We start from the raw sequence: 15,681 nt of genomic DNA, 5'->3' as shown, positions 1-15,681 counted from the left end.
ACGATGAAACCAACTTACGTCTTAGCGATCCTGGTCGCTTATTTTTTAGTATTGATGTTGATCTCTTATCTGACTTCCCGAGGAGCGGATAAGGATACATTTTTTACCGGAAACCGAAAATCACCTTGGTATTTGGTTGCCTTTGGAATGGTAGGGGCTTCCTTGTCGGGAGTTACCTTTATTTCTGTGCCGGGGGCAGTAGGAGGGAGTGGATGGTCTTATCTGCAATTTGTATTAGGAAACTTTGTAGGGTATTGGGTCATTGCCTTTGTGCTGATCCCCCTGTATTATCGGATGAAGTTGACTTCTATTTATGAATACCTTAGAGATCGGTATGGAAATGCTTCTTATAAAACGGGGGCTTTATTCTTTATGCTTTCTCAAACGATAGGTGCTTCCTTCAGGCTTTTCTTAGTGGCATTGGTCTTACAACTCTTCTTTTTTGACGCTTATAATATACCTTTTGGGGTAACGGTTTTCATCACAATTCTACTGATCTGGCTTTATACATTTAAGGCAGGGATTAAGACCATTGTTTGGACGGATACTTTGCAAACCTTATTTATGCTATCTTCGGTAGGTATTAGCATTTGGTTGATCGCTACGGAGCTGGATCTTTCTTTAGGGGGAGTAGTAACAGAAGTGAAAAGTCATCCTTATGCAGACATCTTTGTGTGGGATGGGAAAGCAGGAAATAACTTCTTCAAACAGTTTATCGCAGGTATTTTTATTGCCATTGTGATGAATGGGTTGGACCAGAATATGATGCAAAAGAACCTGACTTGTAAGAGCCGTTGGGATGCACAGAAGAACCTTCTAAGTTTTAGTATCACTTTTGTAATCTCTACTGTACTCTTTCTAGTATTGGGGGTAATGCTATATATGTTTGCAGAAGCCAAAGGGGTGGAGATTCCGGGGCGTACAGATGCTTTGTATGCTACGTTGGCCTTAGAGCACTTTGGAACGTTGGCAGGGACAGTGTTTTTATTAGGGATAACCGCAGCAGCCTACTCTAGTGCTGATTCCGCTTTAACTGCCCTGACGACTTCATTTTGTGTAGATATGATGGACATTAGCCATCAGCCAGAGGAGAAACAGAAGAAAATCAGAAGAGTGGTACACATTGGATTTTCTACATTGATGGTTATGGTAATTATCCTTTTCAAGATGTTTAATGATGAGACGGTAGTTACTTCGGTATTCAAGGCCGCAGGATATACTTATGGACCTTTATTGGGGTTATTTGCTTTTGGTATGTTGACGAAGAGAAAGCCAGCAGACCGTTTGGTACCTTTAGTGTGTATTCTTTCACCTGTATTTTCTTATATCCTGAATGCGAACTCTGAGGAATTATTGTGGGGGTATAAGTTTGGGTTCGAAATTTTGATTGTTAATGGCTTGTTTACCTTTATAGGACTATGGACTATTTCAGGAAGACGCTTTATACCAATGCAAGAGCCTTTATTGAGTGACTCTTCCGGTGATTTATTGGCGTAATTTAGGGTACAGGAATGTATTTGGGGAATCATAGGTATAGAGTAACGGGTAGTATATTGATTATGCACCATACCGTAGGGACACGCCACTGGCGCGTCCGAATACAAATTGGGGTTCATATATATGGATAACCAATTTTATGAAAGAGATTATTCAACGTAGGAGCATGCTCATTGCATGTCCAAAATAATAATAGAATTTAGCATATGATATCGACAACAGAGTCAGCATCAAATTACGATAACTTAGATCAAATGCCATTGGGCGAGCTTTTGCAAAACATTAACCGTGAAGATGCAAAAGTACATGAGGCCGTAGGAAAAACAATCCCACAAATAGAGCAATTAGTAAGTGGTATTGTAGAGCGTATGAAGAAAGGTGGACGAATCTTTTACATTGGTGCTGGAACCAGTGGACGTCTGGGAATTTTGGATGCTTCTGAGATTCCTCCAACCTATGGTGCTGATCCAGGGTTAGTCGTTGGATTGATTGCCGGAGGTGATAAAGCCATTCGTAATGCAGTAGAAGCAGCAGAAGATAATGAAACACAAGCGTGGAAGGATCTGGAAGCACACAATATCAATGAGCTAGATACTTTGGTGGGGATTGCGGCTTCTGGTCGTACACCTTATGTTATTGGTGGTTTGAGAACAGCAAGAGAGAAAGGGTTATTGACGGCAGCTGTTACTTGTAACGCAGGATCTGCAATCTCAAAAGAGGCAGAGATTGCTATCGAGGCAGTAGTAGGTCCTGAGTTCGTAACAGGTAGCACTCGTATGAAGTCTGGTACAGCTCAAAAGCTAATTCTGAATATGATCTCAACGTCTACCATGATCCAAATGGGTAAGGTGAAAGGAAACAAGATGGTTGATATGCAGTTGAGCAATGAGAAGTTGGTAGACCGTGGTACACGAATGATTATGCAAGAAATAGGAGAAGGAGAGATCTCTTATGAGGAAGCGAATGCATTGCTATTGAAGTACGGATCAGTGAGAAAAGCTGTTGATAACTTTAAGCAATAATCTTTTTATATTTTTGAAAACGAGAGGTACGATCCCTTCCGGAGTTTTTCTGGAGGGGATTTTTTGTTTGTTAGTGATTAGTATTTAGTGACTAGTCACTAGTGATTAGAAAATACTTCACCAATCACTAACCACCAGTCACCACCAACGATAAACACTCCACCTACACTGGCAATTTTCCTAAAAAATCTAAAACTATTGTTATTAAGGTAGAGAAACTTTGAACTTTTTGCCTATTTGGTTGTAGTGTAATAGAAGTTACATATCTAGGAATTTTCATATATCACAGTAGGAAAGTCCGTATATTTGTAATGAAACAACTAGTATTCAGAGTTATAACAAGGGTAGAGGATTATGATCGTATATAATGTAACGGTAAATGTTGATGAAGCAATAGCCCACGAATGGGTCGCATGGATGAAGGGACAATTTTTACCTGCATTGGCTAAAATGGGAGGATATGAGTCTCATCGTTTACTGCATTTACAAGACGAAATAGCAGAGAGCAATGGACAGACATTTGCGATGCAGATTAATTTGAAAGGAGTAGAAGCACTTTTGGCGTTTCAGGGAGGTGCTGAAAAAGAATTTTTTCAATTGATGAATGTCAAATATCGAGGGAAGTATGCCGCCTTTGCAACGACTCTAAAAGAAATATAAGCGAACCAACTATAATAAGAACAGACAAGATGAAGAAACTTTTTTCACTGATTATTGGGCTTCTGTGGTTAATCCCATTGAGTGTCCAAGCACAGTTGCTGCAAGGGATTGGTGGTCCCTCCACACAGGTTCCTGTCAAATGGGAGTCCTCAATGTCAACACAGTCTGCAGAGGTAGGGGAGGTGATTACATTAACCTTCACGGCGAAGATACAACCAGAGTGGTATCTGTATTCCAATGATTTTGATGCGGACTTGGGGCCGGTACTGACTTCTGTGAAATTTGAAGAGAATGGTACTTTTGAATTGGTAGGAGAACTAACTCCTGTTGATCCAAAGCGTAAATATGATGAAACCTGGGAAGGAGAGATTTCTTATTTCAAGAAAGAAGGAAACTTCCAGCAAAAGGTAAAAGTGCTAAGCAAAGACTTTGCGATTAAAGCCAACTTAAAAGGACAGGTATGTTCCGACAAATTGGGTTCTTGTATTCCGGTTTCTAATGCTTTCACGTTTTCTTTGAAAGAAGTGACAGGAGCCGCAGTGCAACCAAGAACAGGACAAATTATTGAAAAGAAAGCTGAGGAGGTAGCACAGGAAGGAACAGCTTCTGATAATGTCAAAAAACAAGTGACAACGGTAGATAACGCACAAGAAGAAGAGAGTATGTTATCGATGGAGTCAGAAGAAGGTGAAATGTCTGTTTGGGGCTTTATGGTGTTGGCGTTTATGTCAGGACTAGGAGCCTTGTTGACTCCTTGTGTATTCCCTATGATTCCATTAACGGTGTCTTTCTTTACGAATCAGAAAGGAGGTAAAGGAAAAGCGATCTTGTATGGAACATCCATTGTATTGATCTATGGATTTATCGGAGTGGTGTTGGCACCTTTATTTGGTAACCCTGCCATTGCAAACCAGATCAGTACACACTGGCTGACCAATACATTATTCTTCTTGACGTTTATCGTATTTGCAATCTCTTTCTTTGGGGCATTTGAGATTACATTACCAAGTTCATTGGTAAATAAAATGGATGCGCAATCTGATAAAGGAGGTTTGGCTGCTGTATTCTTTATGGCATTGACGTTGGTATTGGTATCTTTCTCTTGTACGGGACCTATTGCCAGTACGATCTTGATTCAGTCGATTGGTGGTGATTTCTTGAAGCCAGCTTTGGGAATGACAGCGTTTGGATTGGCTTTCGCTTTGCCATTTACCATGTTTGCCCTTTTCCCTAAGTTGCTGAATGGACTACCAAAGTCTGGGGGATGGATGAACTCCGTAAAAGTAGTTTTCGGTTTCGTTGAGTTAGCATTGTCCCTGAAATTCTTATCCATGATTGATCTGGTATACCACTGGAATATTCTGGATAAAGATGTGATGGTAGCGATCTGGATCGTCATCTTCACGTTGATGGGATTCTACTTACTAGGAAAACTACGTTTGCCACATGATGCGCCTTTGGATAAGGTATCAGTGCCTCGTTTGTTGTTGTCTATAGCGACATTCTCTTTTGTGGTTTACTTGATTCCAGGAATGTTTGGAGCACCTCTAAACTTACTTTCAGGTATTTTACCTCCACAAACACACCATAGCTTTGATTTAGGTGAAGTGGTAAGAACAGAGTTACGTTATCACGGACCTGTATCGGGAGAAAAGCAGTCATCGATTCAAATGGTGAAGCATGATGATTTGTTTGATTTGCCACATGGTTTGGACGGGTATTTTGATTGGGAACAAGCTGCAGAAGCATCTCGTAGAGAAGGCAAACCAATCTTTATAGATTTTACTGGAAAGGGATGTGCTAATTGCCGTAAGATGGAGGACAACGTATGGTCTGATCCAAGGGTAATGCAACGTCTGAGAAAAGATTATATCATTGTGGCACTCTATGTAGATGACCCTACTGAGTTGCCAGAGTCAGAGTGGTATACTTCTGAACTAGATGGTCAGGTAAAGAAAACAATTGGTGACCAGAACTTCGACTTCGAGCGTCGTAAGTTTGGAAACCTTGCACAACCTTACTACTGTCTGGTAGATGCTGATGGCGATTTGTTGGTGAAAAAACCAGTAGGTTATGAGCCAAATGCGACTAAGTTTGTACAGTACCTGGATAAAGGAATTGAGAACTATAAGAAGCAAAATGAGTTGACAGCTTCTAAGAAATAAAAATAAGGGCGACCCTCGTGGTCGCCCTTACTTTTACTGAAATTTTTTTGGATTAATTTTCCACTCCCGAATATCTCCTTTCTTCTCTAAACGATTTTCCAAGGAATCCTCCAAGGCAGGGAAAAAGTCGATTCCAGTAATCTCTTCAATGTGATCAATACTGACAATATAGTTTTCCATACTGTCCTTGATTTCCTTATTAGGCATTAGGAATGCAATGGCTTTAGGCTCATCCGTACGATCTATGATGATCTTGTAGTAGTAATTAGGTACAGATACGCGCTTATTATTTTGATCCGAGCGAGAACGCTTTCCTATTTGTTTTAATCCATCTTCCAATACAGGCCCTGTGACGATATAAAGGGCTTTTTCCCTGAATCCCCATTCTCTTACTTGCTCTTCAAGAAGTCGCCATTTTTTCTGATTGAAATCAGGGTCTTGTGGACTCATGTTGGATAGGTAAAAGCTCTCCGACATAGTTTCTATCGTATACCCTACAGTGGCGGCAGGGGCAAGGTGGCCACGGTCATACCCAGAGTATTTATAGTCGTCTAGGTAAGCAGATCCTGTAGGAATGGAAGGGTCATCTCTAAAGTTATTTTTTCGCTTGATATTATTTCGGCGTCTTTGATCCATCATTTCCCGGGTTAGCTCATAGGCTACCCATTCCGCTTGTTCATGTGTTTCAACATAGGATAAGGTATAGGCTTTATGTTTGATAATAACACCCGTAGTAGAGGTAGGAAGAAAATTTAAAGAGGAGGGAATACTGTAATTTAGAGTTGTTGTACCTTTGTCGTTTTTGCTATGAGAAGGAGAAAGGGTAATAGGCTCTACCTTTTTTGTAGAATGCTTAGGACTTGATAAGTCTTTGGCTACTTTATCGCTGAGGCTTTCTTTTTTCTCTTTAGGTGAGCAGCTACAGAAGAGGAATAAGCTAAAAATCAGAAACAGAATCTTCATTACTTTGGTTAATTTAAAACGTAACAATTGTTCATTGGAGATAAGTGTTTAATCCATTACCTCTTTTGATTCAATGGTATCTTATACTTTTTGAATTGATATAGTACAAAAAATCGACCACAAAATACAATGGGCGAATATTGTAAAACAAAGAAGGTAAAGTGCAATACCTGTACATAGGTGTCCACTACTTATTCCCTTTTTCTTACCTTTGTGCGGTAGTGTGTGCGAGACAATCAGTTGTAGAAAACATATCTTATGAAAGAGCTTAAATATCTAAATAAATATCTATACAAATACAAAGGGATGCTATTGTCAGGGGTCCTATTTGTCGTGTTGGCAAATATCTTTGCCATTGTGCCAGCACAAATGGTACGACATGCCCTTAACTTGGTGATTGATTCTATTGACACCTATAATATTTTTGATGGAAGTAGTTTGCAGGAAGCTTTTCGAAGTGACTTTTACCAGACAGTATTTTTCTATGGGTTATTGATTGTAGCAATGGCTTTGATGAGAGGTGTCTTCCTGTTTTTCATGAGACAAACGGTGATCGTCATGTCCCGAAAGATTGAGTATGATATGAAGAATGACCTTTTTCAGCATTATCAGTCACTACCATTGAGTTTTTACCGTCGTAATAATACTGGAGATTTGATGGCTCGTATTTCTGAAGATGTAGGAAAGGTGAGAATGTACTTGGGGCCTGCGATGATGTACGGAATGAACCTAACGGTATCTTGTATATTGGTGATTGGCTACATGCTGTCTGTGAATGTGAACCTCACGCTATGGGCATTATTGCCATTGCCTTTGTTGTCGATCAGTATTTACTACGTAAATAACTTGATCAATAAGCGTTCAGAGGATATACAAGAGAGTTTATCGAATATGTCTACGTTTGTGCAAGAAGCCTTTTCCGGGATTCGTGTGATCAAGGCATTTATTCGGGAATCAGACAATGCTCGTATGTTTGATGATGCGGCTAATGATTACAAAGATAAACAGCTTAAACTTTCGAAGGTGAATGCACTGTTTTATCCTTTGATGCTTTCCTTAATTGGCCTGAGTACGATTCTGACAGTATATGTAGGAGGAATAGAAGTGGCTAAGGGAAGTATTACAGCTGGAAACATCGCAGAGTTTATCATGTATGTCAATCTATTAACCTGGCCTGTGACTTCTTTGGGGTGGGTGACGAGTATTGTACAGCGTGCGGCAGCTTCTCAAAAGCGAATCAATCAGTTTTTACAAACAGAAAATGATATTGTTTCTACGGAACAGTTGAAACATCCTGTACAGGGAAGTATACAATTTGATAGTGTGAGTTTGGTTTACCCTGATTCAGGAATTAAAGCCGTGAGGAAAGTGTCTTTTGAAGTAGGAGCTGGAGAAACATTGGCCTTGTTAGGAACAACAGGAGCTGGAAAAAGTACTATTGCCAACTTAGTTTGTAGGATGTATGACCCCACTGATGGAAAAGTGTTGATTGATGGCAAGGACATCAAATCCTATGATATCGCCCATATCAGAAATCAGATAGGGTATGTGCCACAAGATGTATTTTTGTTCTCTGATACCGTAAAGAACAATATTGCTTTTGGTAAGAATGATGCATCGGAGGAGGAAATCATTCAGGCGGCGAAGGATGCTGACCTTTGGGAGAACATTAAGCGTTTTGATAAAGGCTTAAGTACGATGGTAGGAGAGAGAGGAATAACCCTTTCTGGTGGTCAAAAGCAAAGAACATCTATTGCAAGAGCATTGATTAGAAAACCTAAGATTTTGATTCTTGATGATAGTTTATCGGCAGTAGATACCAATACGGAAAATGCTATTCTAAATAACCTCAAGGGAATTATGAAAGACCGTACGAGTATCATTATCTCCCATAGGGTATCTTCGGCCAAATTAGCGGATAAGATTATCTTCCTTAATGATGGAGAGGTAGTTGAAATGGGGTCTCATGAGGAGTTGATGAAAGCCAATGGCTTTTATAAGGACCTTTACGAAAAGCAAATCAAGTCTGATGTAGAAACTTCGGAGGAGTAAGGAGATGAAATATGAGTCATCCCATATTAACATTTAAGGGATAACTTATTTTTTGTTTAAAAAAGTACCTTTATATATTTAAAAATGGCCTTGAAGAATTGCCGTTAAGATTTTTAATTGTGAAAGCGTTAAGAAAATTCCATTGTCTGAGCGCAGCGAGTTTGGAATTTTTAGCTTTTGCGATAAAAAATTAGGCAAATTCTTTAAAGCCTTGATTTTTTTGCTTCGTTTTTTCATCAAGGAAAAAATGAAGAAGCTTATAAAGGGCTTGTAAAATAGCTGTAAAGTGATGAATTCTCAGAAAACTAAGTCATTTGTTAATACAGGATGATTCATGTTTCTTTATCTAAACTATTCCAAACCTGCCTTTATGCAAATTCATCAAGAATGGTTACATTAACGGTGAATTGGGAAAGTCCTCTTTTCCTAATATATATTTAGACTATTGAAAGCTAGTCGACGAGAGAACCATTTAAAGACTAAACAAGAGAACCGATGAACGACGCTTGGTATCAGGTTATTTTTCATTTGCAACAATATTTCTATTTCTGGGCTGCCTTTTTTGTATTAACCACAGCAGGTATGCTGTTTTTTCTATTGAAGGGAAGACGAAAACGTTACATTACCGAGGAAGAAAAAGTACGCTATTTGTTTGATGAGCTAAAAACGTCTAAAGCGAATGCAGATAAACTGCTCAATGTTTTTGAGCACCGTGTTTTGGTAAAAGAACAGGAAGTAAGGGAAAAAGAAGAACTACTCGTAAATCTTCAAACAGAAATTCGGGAGAAAGAAAAAAGCCTTCTGATGCTGGAGGACAAATTACCAGAAGAGGTAAAGGAAGAGATACAGGCGATACACTCTTCTTCTGAAGGATCTATGAATAATACGATTACCTTTATTTTGGGAATTTTGGTAGGGACGGTCACAGGTGTGTTGATCTTCAACCTTCTATTGAGAGAAGGCGTGGTATCTGGACATTTGTTTTAAGAAGTTGAAGGTACATAAGAAATAAAATAGACCGAGTGTTTATTGGATAGGAGGCTGTTTCATAATTGTTATGTGACAGCTTCTTTTTTATTATTCCCACCAAATCAATCGTATTCATGAATTCCAAGTACCAGTGGAGACGAATAGAAACATCTGCAGATCAATTATTGGAACAATTTTGTCTCGATCATAAAATCCCATTATCCTTGATGCCTTTGTTACAGTCAAAGGGGATTACTGTTGATACTGCTGAGACATTTTTATATGGAGGAATGGATCGTCTTCATAGCCCTCTCTTGATGAAAAATATGGAAAAGGCTGTTGAGCGTTTGGTGCAGGCAATAGAGGAGGAAGAGCGGATTCTTTTCTATGGAGATTATGATGTGGATGGCGTATCGGCAGTGAGTATGTATATTCGATTCTTCAAGGATGTTTATCCCCATTATGTCTATTATTTACCTGATCGTTATGTGGAAGGTTATGGACTTTCTGAATTGGGGGTACAGTTTGCCAAAGAGCATGGCTGTGGACTGATTGTAACGTTTGATTGTGGTACAACGGCAGTAAAGGAGGTAGAGATGGCACAACACATGGGAATCGATGTGATTATATGTGATCATCATCAAGTGACAGGGGATATTCCGGAGGCTTATGCTTTATTGAACCCTAAACAAGCAGGTTGTACTTATCCTTTTAAGGAGCTTTCGGGCGCAGGGGTAGGGTATAAATTATTACAAGCTTTCTGTGATTATATGGAGGTGCCAGAAGACCATTTGTATGAGCAACTGGATTTATTGGTACTGAGTATTGCTTGTGATATAGTTCCTATGAAAGGAGAAAACCGTATTCTTGCCAGAGAGGGGTTAAGACAACTAAGAAGTACCACAAAAGAGGGATTAATAGGCTTGCTGAAACGGGTGGGAAAGTTTCAACAATCCATAAGCATATCGGATTTAGTCTTTAAAATAGGTCCACGTTTAAATGCAGCGGGACGTATGGCCAATGCGACTTTGTCTGTATCCTTGCTGGTTACAGATGAGCAACAGGAGGTAAGCGATATATTGATAGAATTGGAGTGGCTAAATCAACAGAGAAAAGTAGAACAGGAAGCCGTAGAACAAGAGGTTTTCACTTTGTTGAAAACAGCACCGGATACCAGAGTGTTTTATAATAAGAATTGGCATGCAGCCGTATTGGGAATTGTCGCCTCCCGGTGTGCGGAGAAAGTACAGGAGCCTGTCGTATTACTAACACAGAAAGAAGAAGTGATTATAGGTTCTGCCCGTTCTGCTAATCAAATCAATTTATATAATATACTGCAGACCTGTGAGGGTACTTTACAACAGTTTGGAGGGCATGCTCAAGCGGCAGGACTACAGTTAGCTGCTGACCATAGAGAGGTATTTGAGCAGTGTTTTATGGCCTCACTTTCTATAGAAAGAGTTCATCAAACAGATAGATTGACAGCGCAATCTTTATTATTAGACCTTGAATTACACTTAGATGAAATCACATTAGAGCTTTATGAGTTACTAGAAGTACTTCGACCTTGGGGACCAGAACATAAACAAGCAGTTTTTTTTTCTAGAGGACTAACTGTATCTGGTGAAGTACGTATATTGAAAGAAAGGTACATGAAGTTCACGGTACGTCAAAAAGGACGCTTACATCGCTTTGAGGCAGTGTCTTATCAAGCTAACCCTGACGTTTTGTCATTTTTGAAGAGTGGTCGGGAGTTTGATATGGCTTATAGTATTCAAGCTTATCATTATGGGCCTCATCGTTATTTTCAATTGAAGGTAAAGGATATCAGGAGTACTGAAAGGGTAGGATAACCCTCTCACCATGGAAAGAAGGACTTAATCTGTAAGTCTTTGTATAGACTTACAGTGATATTTTTAGAAGAACTTACAGAATAAATAATTTATGCTAGGATTTAATATTACCCCTGTTGTTAAGAATCTGTTGATCATCAATATTGCGATATTTGTTGTACAGCAATTTGATATCATACCAATCCGTGATTTATTTAGTTACCATTATATACACTCTGAGAGCTTTAAACCATTTCAGGTGATTACCTATATGTTTGTACATGCAGACTTTGGGCACTTGTTAGGGAATATGTTTGCACTCTTTATTTTTGGTCCTATGCTAGAACGTACGTTAGGTCAAAAACGATTTTTATTGATGTATGCTGTTGCTGGACTGGGCGGGGGTGCTATGTTCGCTGCACTGGACTATTATGACAAGTTTCAACTAGAGCAATTGGCAGAGCTTTATTTAAACTCTCCATCTCCTGAGACTTTCGGGAATTTTATACGAGAGGGAGTAGGAGGGATCTCTGGTTTCCGATTTGAGTACCAACAAGCGGTGAAAGAATTTGCAGGAGCATTTGATCAAAACCCTGAAAGTTCTGTATTGATTGGGCAGGGTAGACAGATTGTGAATGATTTGACTTATTTTAAGTTGAATATACCTATGATGGGAGCTTCAGGAGCTGTTTATGGTATTTTGTTGGCTTTTGGATATTTATTTCCCAATGCTAAGTTAATGTTGTTATTTCCTCCTATTCCAATTAAGGCAAAGTACTTAGTGGGGGCCTATGCTTTATTTGAAATTTATGGAGAATTACAACGAACACCAGGGGATAACGTAGCACATTTGGCTCACCTTGGAGGGATGTTATTTGCTTTTTTACTGTTGAAAAAGTGGGGGATGAAAGCGTTGTATTAGAAAAATACATTGTTTCTACTAAAAGGAATACTTATCTTCTTTCGAAAAGGTTTGTCATATACCCTTTCTTCTCAGCCGATAAATAACAAATAAGTTTAATATGCGGTTTAATTAGAAAATACTAACACACAAGTCCAATGAACAGCTTTGTCAGAGATTTTAAAACCACATGGAATAAGCCGAATAATAGCCTTCCAAGGCTAATTATTATTAATGTGGTTGCGTTTGTCGCAATGAGTATTCTTTCTCTGGTATTAAGGTACGCTGTGGGGCCTTATGCCTTTGAGCGCTATATACTGGAGTACATCGCCTTGCCATCTTCATTTCTGGAGTTTATCACTAAACCCTGGACCTTGGTGACTTACTTTTTTACGCATAGCCTTTCACATTTCCTGCACATTGTTTTCAATATGTTGGGGTTATATTGGTTTGGGGTCATTTTCATGGAATATTTAGGCAATAAAAAGTTGGTGGATATCTATGTATTAGGAGGTTTAGCGGGAGGTTTGATTTATATGATTGCCTACTTCGCAAGCTCTTTTATGCAGAACCCTATTGCCCCTCCAATGATTGGATTGATTGGTGCATCAGCTTGTGTCTACGCAATTATTGTAGGAGCGGCTACAGTAGCTCCAGATTATAGAATGAATTTATTATTCATTGGACCTGTAAAGATTGTATACCTGGCACTAGCTTACATATTTATGAACGTAATCTCTTTAGGCGGAGGAGATAACTTTGGAGGACATATTGCCCACCTTGGAGGTGCCTTGACAGGATTTATCTATGTTAAATCTCTCAAGAAAGGAGTTGACTTAGGTAGTTGGGTTTCTAACTTTTTAACTTGGATAACTAATTGGAATAAACCTAGTCGAAAATTTAAGGTGACTCATAGAGGAAGAAAAACAAACATCAAGAAATCTTCCGAGCCAGATCAGGCAATGGTGGATGCTATTCTTGACAAGATCTCGGAAAGAGGATATGAAAACCTCACACAGGAAGAAAAGGAAATTCTTTTTAAGGCTAGTCAGAAAAAAAATTAAAAGTAAAAGGCTCCCATCTGGGAGCCTTTTTTATGACTTGTCTCGTCTTGATCAAAGAGATTTATTCATCATCTTCTGTTACCTCTTCCGTAGTATCAGCATCTTGATCCTCTAAAGAAATAACTTTCAACGTTTTCTTTACAAAGTCAACTTTTTCTAATAATTGCTCTTTGTTTTCATCAATAATCGTCACGTGCCCCATCTTACGGTTAGGCTTTGTGATTTTTTTTCCATAGAGATGAATGTATACGCCCTCTTTACCCAGGACTTCTGAAAGACCTTCATAGTGAGCCATTCCAGTGTACCCTTCTTCACCTAAGACATTCACCATTGCTGATGGTGTTCTTAGCTGGGTACTTCCTAGAGGCAGTTCCAGTACAGCTCTCAAGTGTTGCTCAAATTGAGAGGTATAATTAGCCTCTATGGTTTGATGTCCACTATTATGTGTACGAGGAGCAATTTCGTTGACCAACACTTTACCTGACTTGGTAACAAATAGTTCTACGGCCAATAAGCCTACAAACTCCATTTCGTTCACCAGGTCAGTAGCAATACGTTCAGCTTCCTCTGCAACCTCATTAGAAATAGCTGCAGGACCCAACAAATAGTCAACCAAGTTGGCATCGTGATATACTAGCTCTACAGCAGGATATGCTTTTACTTCTCCCTTAATGGTACGGGCAATGATAATAGAGATTTCTTTCTCTATATCTACCAGTTTTTCCAATACAGAAGGAGCATCAAAGGCTTTGTCAAAATCTTCTTCACTAGATAGTTTGATAACTCCTTTTCCATCATACCCTCCTTTACCGATCTTATGTACGGCTGGCAAGAACTGTATGAAGTCCTGAAGTTCCTCCTTGTTGGATGTCAGGAAAAACTCTGACGTAGGAATATTATGTTCACGGAAGAAAAGCTTTTGTGTACGCTTGTCCTGAATCATACGAATAATCTCAGGTTGAGGGTACACTTTTACGCCTTGCTTTTGTAGATCCATCAAAGCATCCGTATTGACATTTTCGATCTCGATGGTCAGTGTGTCTACATCTTGTCCAAATTCAATCACTGTTTTATAATCAGTGAGCGAACCTACGACAAATTCACTTGCCAGATCACGGCAAGGTGCTTCAGCATCAGGGTCAAGAACCTTAGTATGAAGATTAAGGTTCATACCTGCCTGTATAAGCATCCTACCTAGTTGTCCTCCTCCCAATACGCCCAATTTGGACTGCTTGTCTGCTTCTTGTTGCATACGTATTATGTTGAATACTCTATTTTCAATTTATAAGTCAAAGCCAATATCAGTACGGAAGTACTGTCCATCAAATTGAATCGTATTGGCTGCTTTATAAGACTTTTTCAAGGCCTCTTGTATATCCTCACCAAATGCAGTTAGTGCGATTACACGTCCACCGGCTGTAACAACTTTTCCATCATTATTAATGGTAGTACCTGCGTGGAAAGGAATAGCATCAGTTACTTCCTCAATGCTTTCCATGGTTTTTCCTTTTTCATAACTTTCAGGATAGCCACCAGAAACCATCATAACAGTTGTTGCTGTTTCAGGTTTTACCTCAAGCTTAACTTCTGAAAGAGCTTTCTTTCCCACTAGTTGGAAGATTTCTAGTAGATCACTTTCCAGTCTAGGAATCACTACTTCCGTTTCAGGGTCTCCCATGCGAACGTTATATTCAATAACATAAGGCTCACCATCACAGTTCATCAAGCCAATAAAGATAAACCCAACATAATCTAGATTGTCTTTCTTCAATCCTTCTACTGTAGGTTTAACAACACGCTCGTCTACTTTTTGCATAAATGCATCATCTGCAAAAGGAACTGGTGAGATCGCTCCCATACCTCCTGTATTCAAGCCTGTATCTCCTTCTCCAATACGCTTGTAATCTTTAGCAGAAGGTAGTGTGATATAGTTCTCTCCATCAGTCAAAACAAAAACAGAAAGCTCAATACCAGATAGATATTGTTCAATCAATACTTGGCTACTAGCATCTCCAAACTTCCCTTCTAGCATTTCTTTTAGGGAGTCCTTGGCCTCTTGAAGGTCTTCTGTAATGATTACTCCTTTACCAGCTGCTAAACCATCTGCTTTTAATACATAAGGAGCCGTTTGTTTTTCTAGAAATGCATATCCATTTTCTAGTTGCTCTAAAGTAAAGGTCTCTGCAGCTCCTGTAGGAACACCATGCTTTAACATGAATTGCTTAGAGAAATCCTTACTTCCTTCTAGTAGAGCTCCTGCTTTCTTAGGACCAATAATAGTAATATGAGAAAGGTCTGCTCGCTCAGCAAAATAATCCGCAACTCCTTCTACCAAAGGAGCCTCTGGTCCAACTACAATTAGTCCTATTTTCTGTGCCAAAGCAAAATCTGCAAGAGCATCAAAATCAGTGACACCTATGTTGACATTTTCCGCAATAGCTGCAGTACCAGCATTACCTGGAGCAACAAATAGTTTGGACAATTTCGGACTTTGAGCAATTTTCCAAGCAAATGTGTGCTCCCTTCCGCCGGAGCCTAAAACCAGTACATTCATCG

At 39.3% G+C, this 15,681-nt stretch carries 12 protein-coding genes; 9 read left to right on the top strand and 3 right to left on the bottom strand.

From position 1 onward, the window contains the following. The first annotated feature begins 3 nt into the window (after window positions 1-3). From ABD985_RS07065 to ABD985_RS07050, 4 genes are all read left to right on the top strand, one after another. The gene (locus ABD985_RS07065) at window positions 4-1,497 is read left to right on the top strand and encodes a sodium:solute symporter (protein WP_345370414.1); all 1,494 of its coding nucleotides are present in this window, start codon (window positions 4-6) and stop codon (window positions 1,495-1,497) included. Window positions 1,498-1,703: 206 nt separating this feature from the next. After that, on the top strand, window positions 1,704-2,519 hold the full coding sequence (murQ, locus tag ABD985_RS07060) for an N-acetylmuramic acid 6-phosphate etherase (RefSeq protein ID WP_345370412.1): 816 nt from the start codon (window positions 1,704-1,706) through the stop codon (window positions 2,517-2,519). Window positions 2,520-2,873: 354 nt separating this feature from the next. Then, a complete protein-coding gene (locus ABD985_RS07055) occupies window positions 2,874-3,179 on the top strand; it encodes a DUF4286 family protein (protein ID WP_345370410.1) in 306 nt (101 codons plus the stop codon). Between the two features lie 29 nt (window positions 3,180-3,208). Then, entirely contained in the window at window positions 3,209-5,344 is a 2,136-nt protein-coding gene (locus ABD985_RS07050; protein ID WP_345370408.1) for a protein-disulfide reductase DsbD family protein, read from the top strand. A 33-nt stretch (window positions 5,345-5,377) separates the two neighbouring features. Here the strand turns inward: ABD985_RS07050 and ABD985_RS07045 are convergent, their stop codons facing one another. Next, entirely contained in the window at window positions 5,378-6,307 is a 930-nt protein-coding gene (locus tag ABD985_RS07045) for a DNA/RNA non-specific endonuclease (RefSeq protein WP_345370407.1), read from the bottom strand. 258 nt (window positions 6,308-6,565) lie between these two features. Here ABD985_RS07045 and ABD985_RS07040 point away from each other — a divergent pair, with 258 nt between their 5' ends. The 5 genes from ABD985_RS07040 (at window position 6,566) to ABD985_RS07020 (ending at window position 13,125) form a co-directional block, all read left to right on the top strand. Next, window positions 6,566-8,359 carry an ABC transporter ATP-binding protein gene (locus ABD985_RS07040; RefSeq protein WP_345370406.1) on the top strand — a complete coding sequence of 598 codons (1,794 nt, stop codon included), beginning with the start codon at window positions 6,566-6,568 and terminating at the stop codon, window positions 8,357-8,359. 495 nt (window positions 8,360-8,854) lie between these two features. Then, window positions 8,855-9,346 carry a hypothetical protein gene (locus tag ABD985_RS07035; RefSeq protein WP_345370404.1) on the top strand — a complete coding sequence of 164 codons (492 nt, stop codon included), beginning with the start codon at window positions 8,855-8,857 and terminating at the stop codon, window positions 9,344-9,346. 116 nt (window positions 9,347-9,462) lie between these two features. Then, a complete protein-coding gene (recJ, locus tag ABD985_RS07030) occupies window positions 9,463-11,181 on the top strand; it encodes a single-stranded-DNA-specific exonuclease RecJ (protein ID WP_345370402.1) in 1,719 nt (572 codons plus the stop codon). Between the two features lie 91 nt (window positions 11,182-11,272). Continuing rightward, a complete protein-coding gene (locus tag ABD985_RS07025) occupies window positions 11,273-12,082 on the top strand; it encodes a rhomboid family intramembrane serine protease (RefSeq protein WP_345370400.1) in 810 nt (269 codons plus the stop codon). A gap of 137 nt (window positions 12,083-12,219) precedes the next feature. Next, window positions 12,220-13,125, top strand: a complete 906-nt coding sequence (locus ABD985_RS07020; protein ID WP_345370399.1) for a rhomboid family intramembrane serine protease — start codon at window positions 12,220-12,222, stop codon at window positions 13,123-13,125. A gap of 61 nt (window positions 13,126-13,186) precedes the next feature. Here ABD985_RS07020 and ABD985_RS07015 read toward each other — a convergent pair whose 3' ends face one another. After that, window positions 13,187-14,377 (bottom strand): 5-(carboxyamino)imidazole ribonucleotide synthase, encoded by a 1,191-nt coding sequence (locus tag ABD985_RS07015; protein WP_345370397.1) that lies wholly within the window; start codon window positions 14,375-14,377, stop codon window positions 13,187-13,189. 30 nt (window positions 14,378-14,407) lie between these two features. After that, the gene (gene purD / locus ABD985_RS07010; RefSeq protein WP_345370395.1) at window positions 14,408-15,679 is read right to left on the bottom strand and encodes a phosphoribosylamine--glycine ligase; all 1,272 of its coding nucleotides are present in this window, start codon (window positions 15,677-15,679) and stop codon (window positions 14,408-14,410) included. Window positions 15,680-15,681 lie beyond the last annotated feature (2 nt).

The sequence above is a fragment of the Algivirga pacifica genome (genome assembly GCF_039543525.1).
GTDB lineage: Bacteria > Bacteroidota > Bacteroidia > Cytophagales > Flammeovirgaceae > Algivirga > Algivirga pacifica.
The sequence above is the reverse complement of the archived record's forward strand: the minus strand, read 5'-3'. Positions and strand labels throughout refer to the sequence as shown.

What these genes read in the sequence shown, in the direction of transcription:
- ABD985_RS07065 (WP_345370414.1), top strand. Translation starts at nt 4, where the DNA reads ATGAAACCAACTTACGTCTTAGCGATCCTGGTCGCTTATTTTTTAGTA.
- murQ (WP_345370412.1), top strand. Translation starts at nt 1,704, where the DNA reads ATGATATCGACAACAGAGTCAGCATCAAATTACGATAACTTAGATCAA.
- ABD985_RS07055 (WP_345370410.1), top strand. Translation starts at nt 2,874, where the DNA reads ATGATCGTATATAATGTAACGGTAAATGTTGATGAAGCAATAGCCCAC.
- ABD985_RS07050 (WP_345370408.1), top strand. Translation starts at nt 3,209, where the DNA reads ATGAAGAAACTTTTTTCACTGATTATTGGGCTTCTGTGGTTAATCCCA.
- ABD985_RS07045 (WP_345370407.1), bottom strand. Translation starts at nt 6,307, where the DNA reads ATGAAGATTCTGTTTCTGATTTTTAGCTTATTCCTCTTCTGTAGCTGC.
- ABD985_RS07040 (WP_345370406.1), top strand. Translation starts at nt 6,566, where the DNA reads ATGAAAGAGCTTAAATATCTAAATAAATATCTATACAAATACAAAGGG.
- ABD985_RS07035 (WP_345370404.1), top strand. Translation starts at nt 8,855, where the DNA reads ATGAACGACGCTTGGTATCAGGTTATTTTTCATTTGCAACAATATTTC.
- recJ (WP_345370402.1), top strand. Translation starts at nt 9,463, where the DNA reads ATGAATTCCAAGTACCAGTGGAGACGAATAGAAACATCTGCAGATCAA.
- ABD985_RS07025 (WP_345370400.1), top strand. Translation starts at nt 11,273, where the DNA reads ATGCTAGGATTTAATATTACCCCTGTTGTTAAGAATCTGTTGATCATC.
- ABD985_RS07020 (WP_345370399.1), top strand. Translation starts at nt 12,220, where the DNA reads ATGAACAGCTTTGTCAGAGATTTTAAAACCACATGGAATAAGCCGAAT.
- ABD985_RS07015 (WP_345370397.1), bottom strand. Translation starts at nt 14,377, where the DNA reads ATGCAACAAGAAGCAGACAAGCAGTCCAAATTGGGCGTATTGGGAGGA.
- purD (WP_345370395.1), bottom strand. Translation starts at nt 15,679, where the DNA reads ATGAATGTACTGGTTTTAGGCTCCGGCGGAAGGGAGCACACATTTGCT.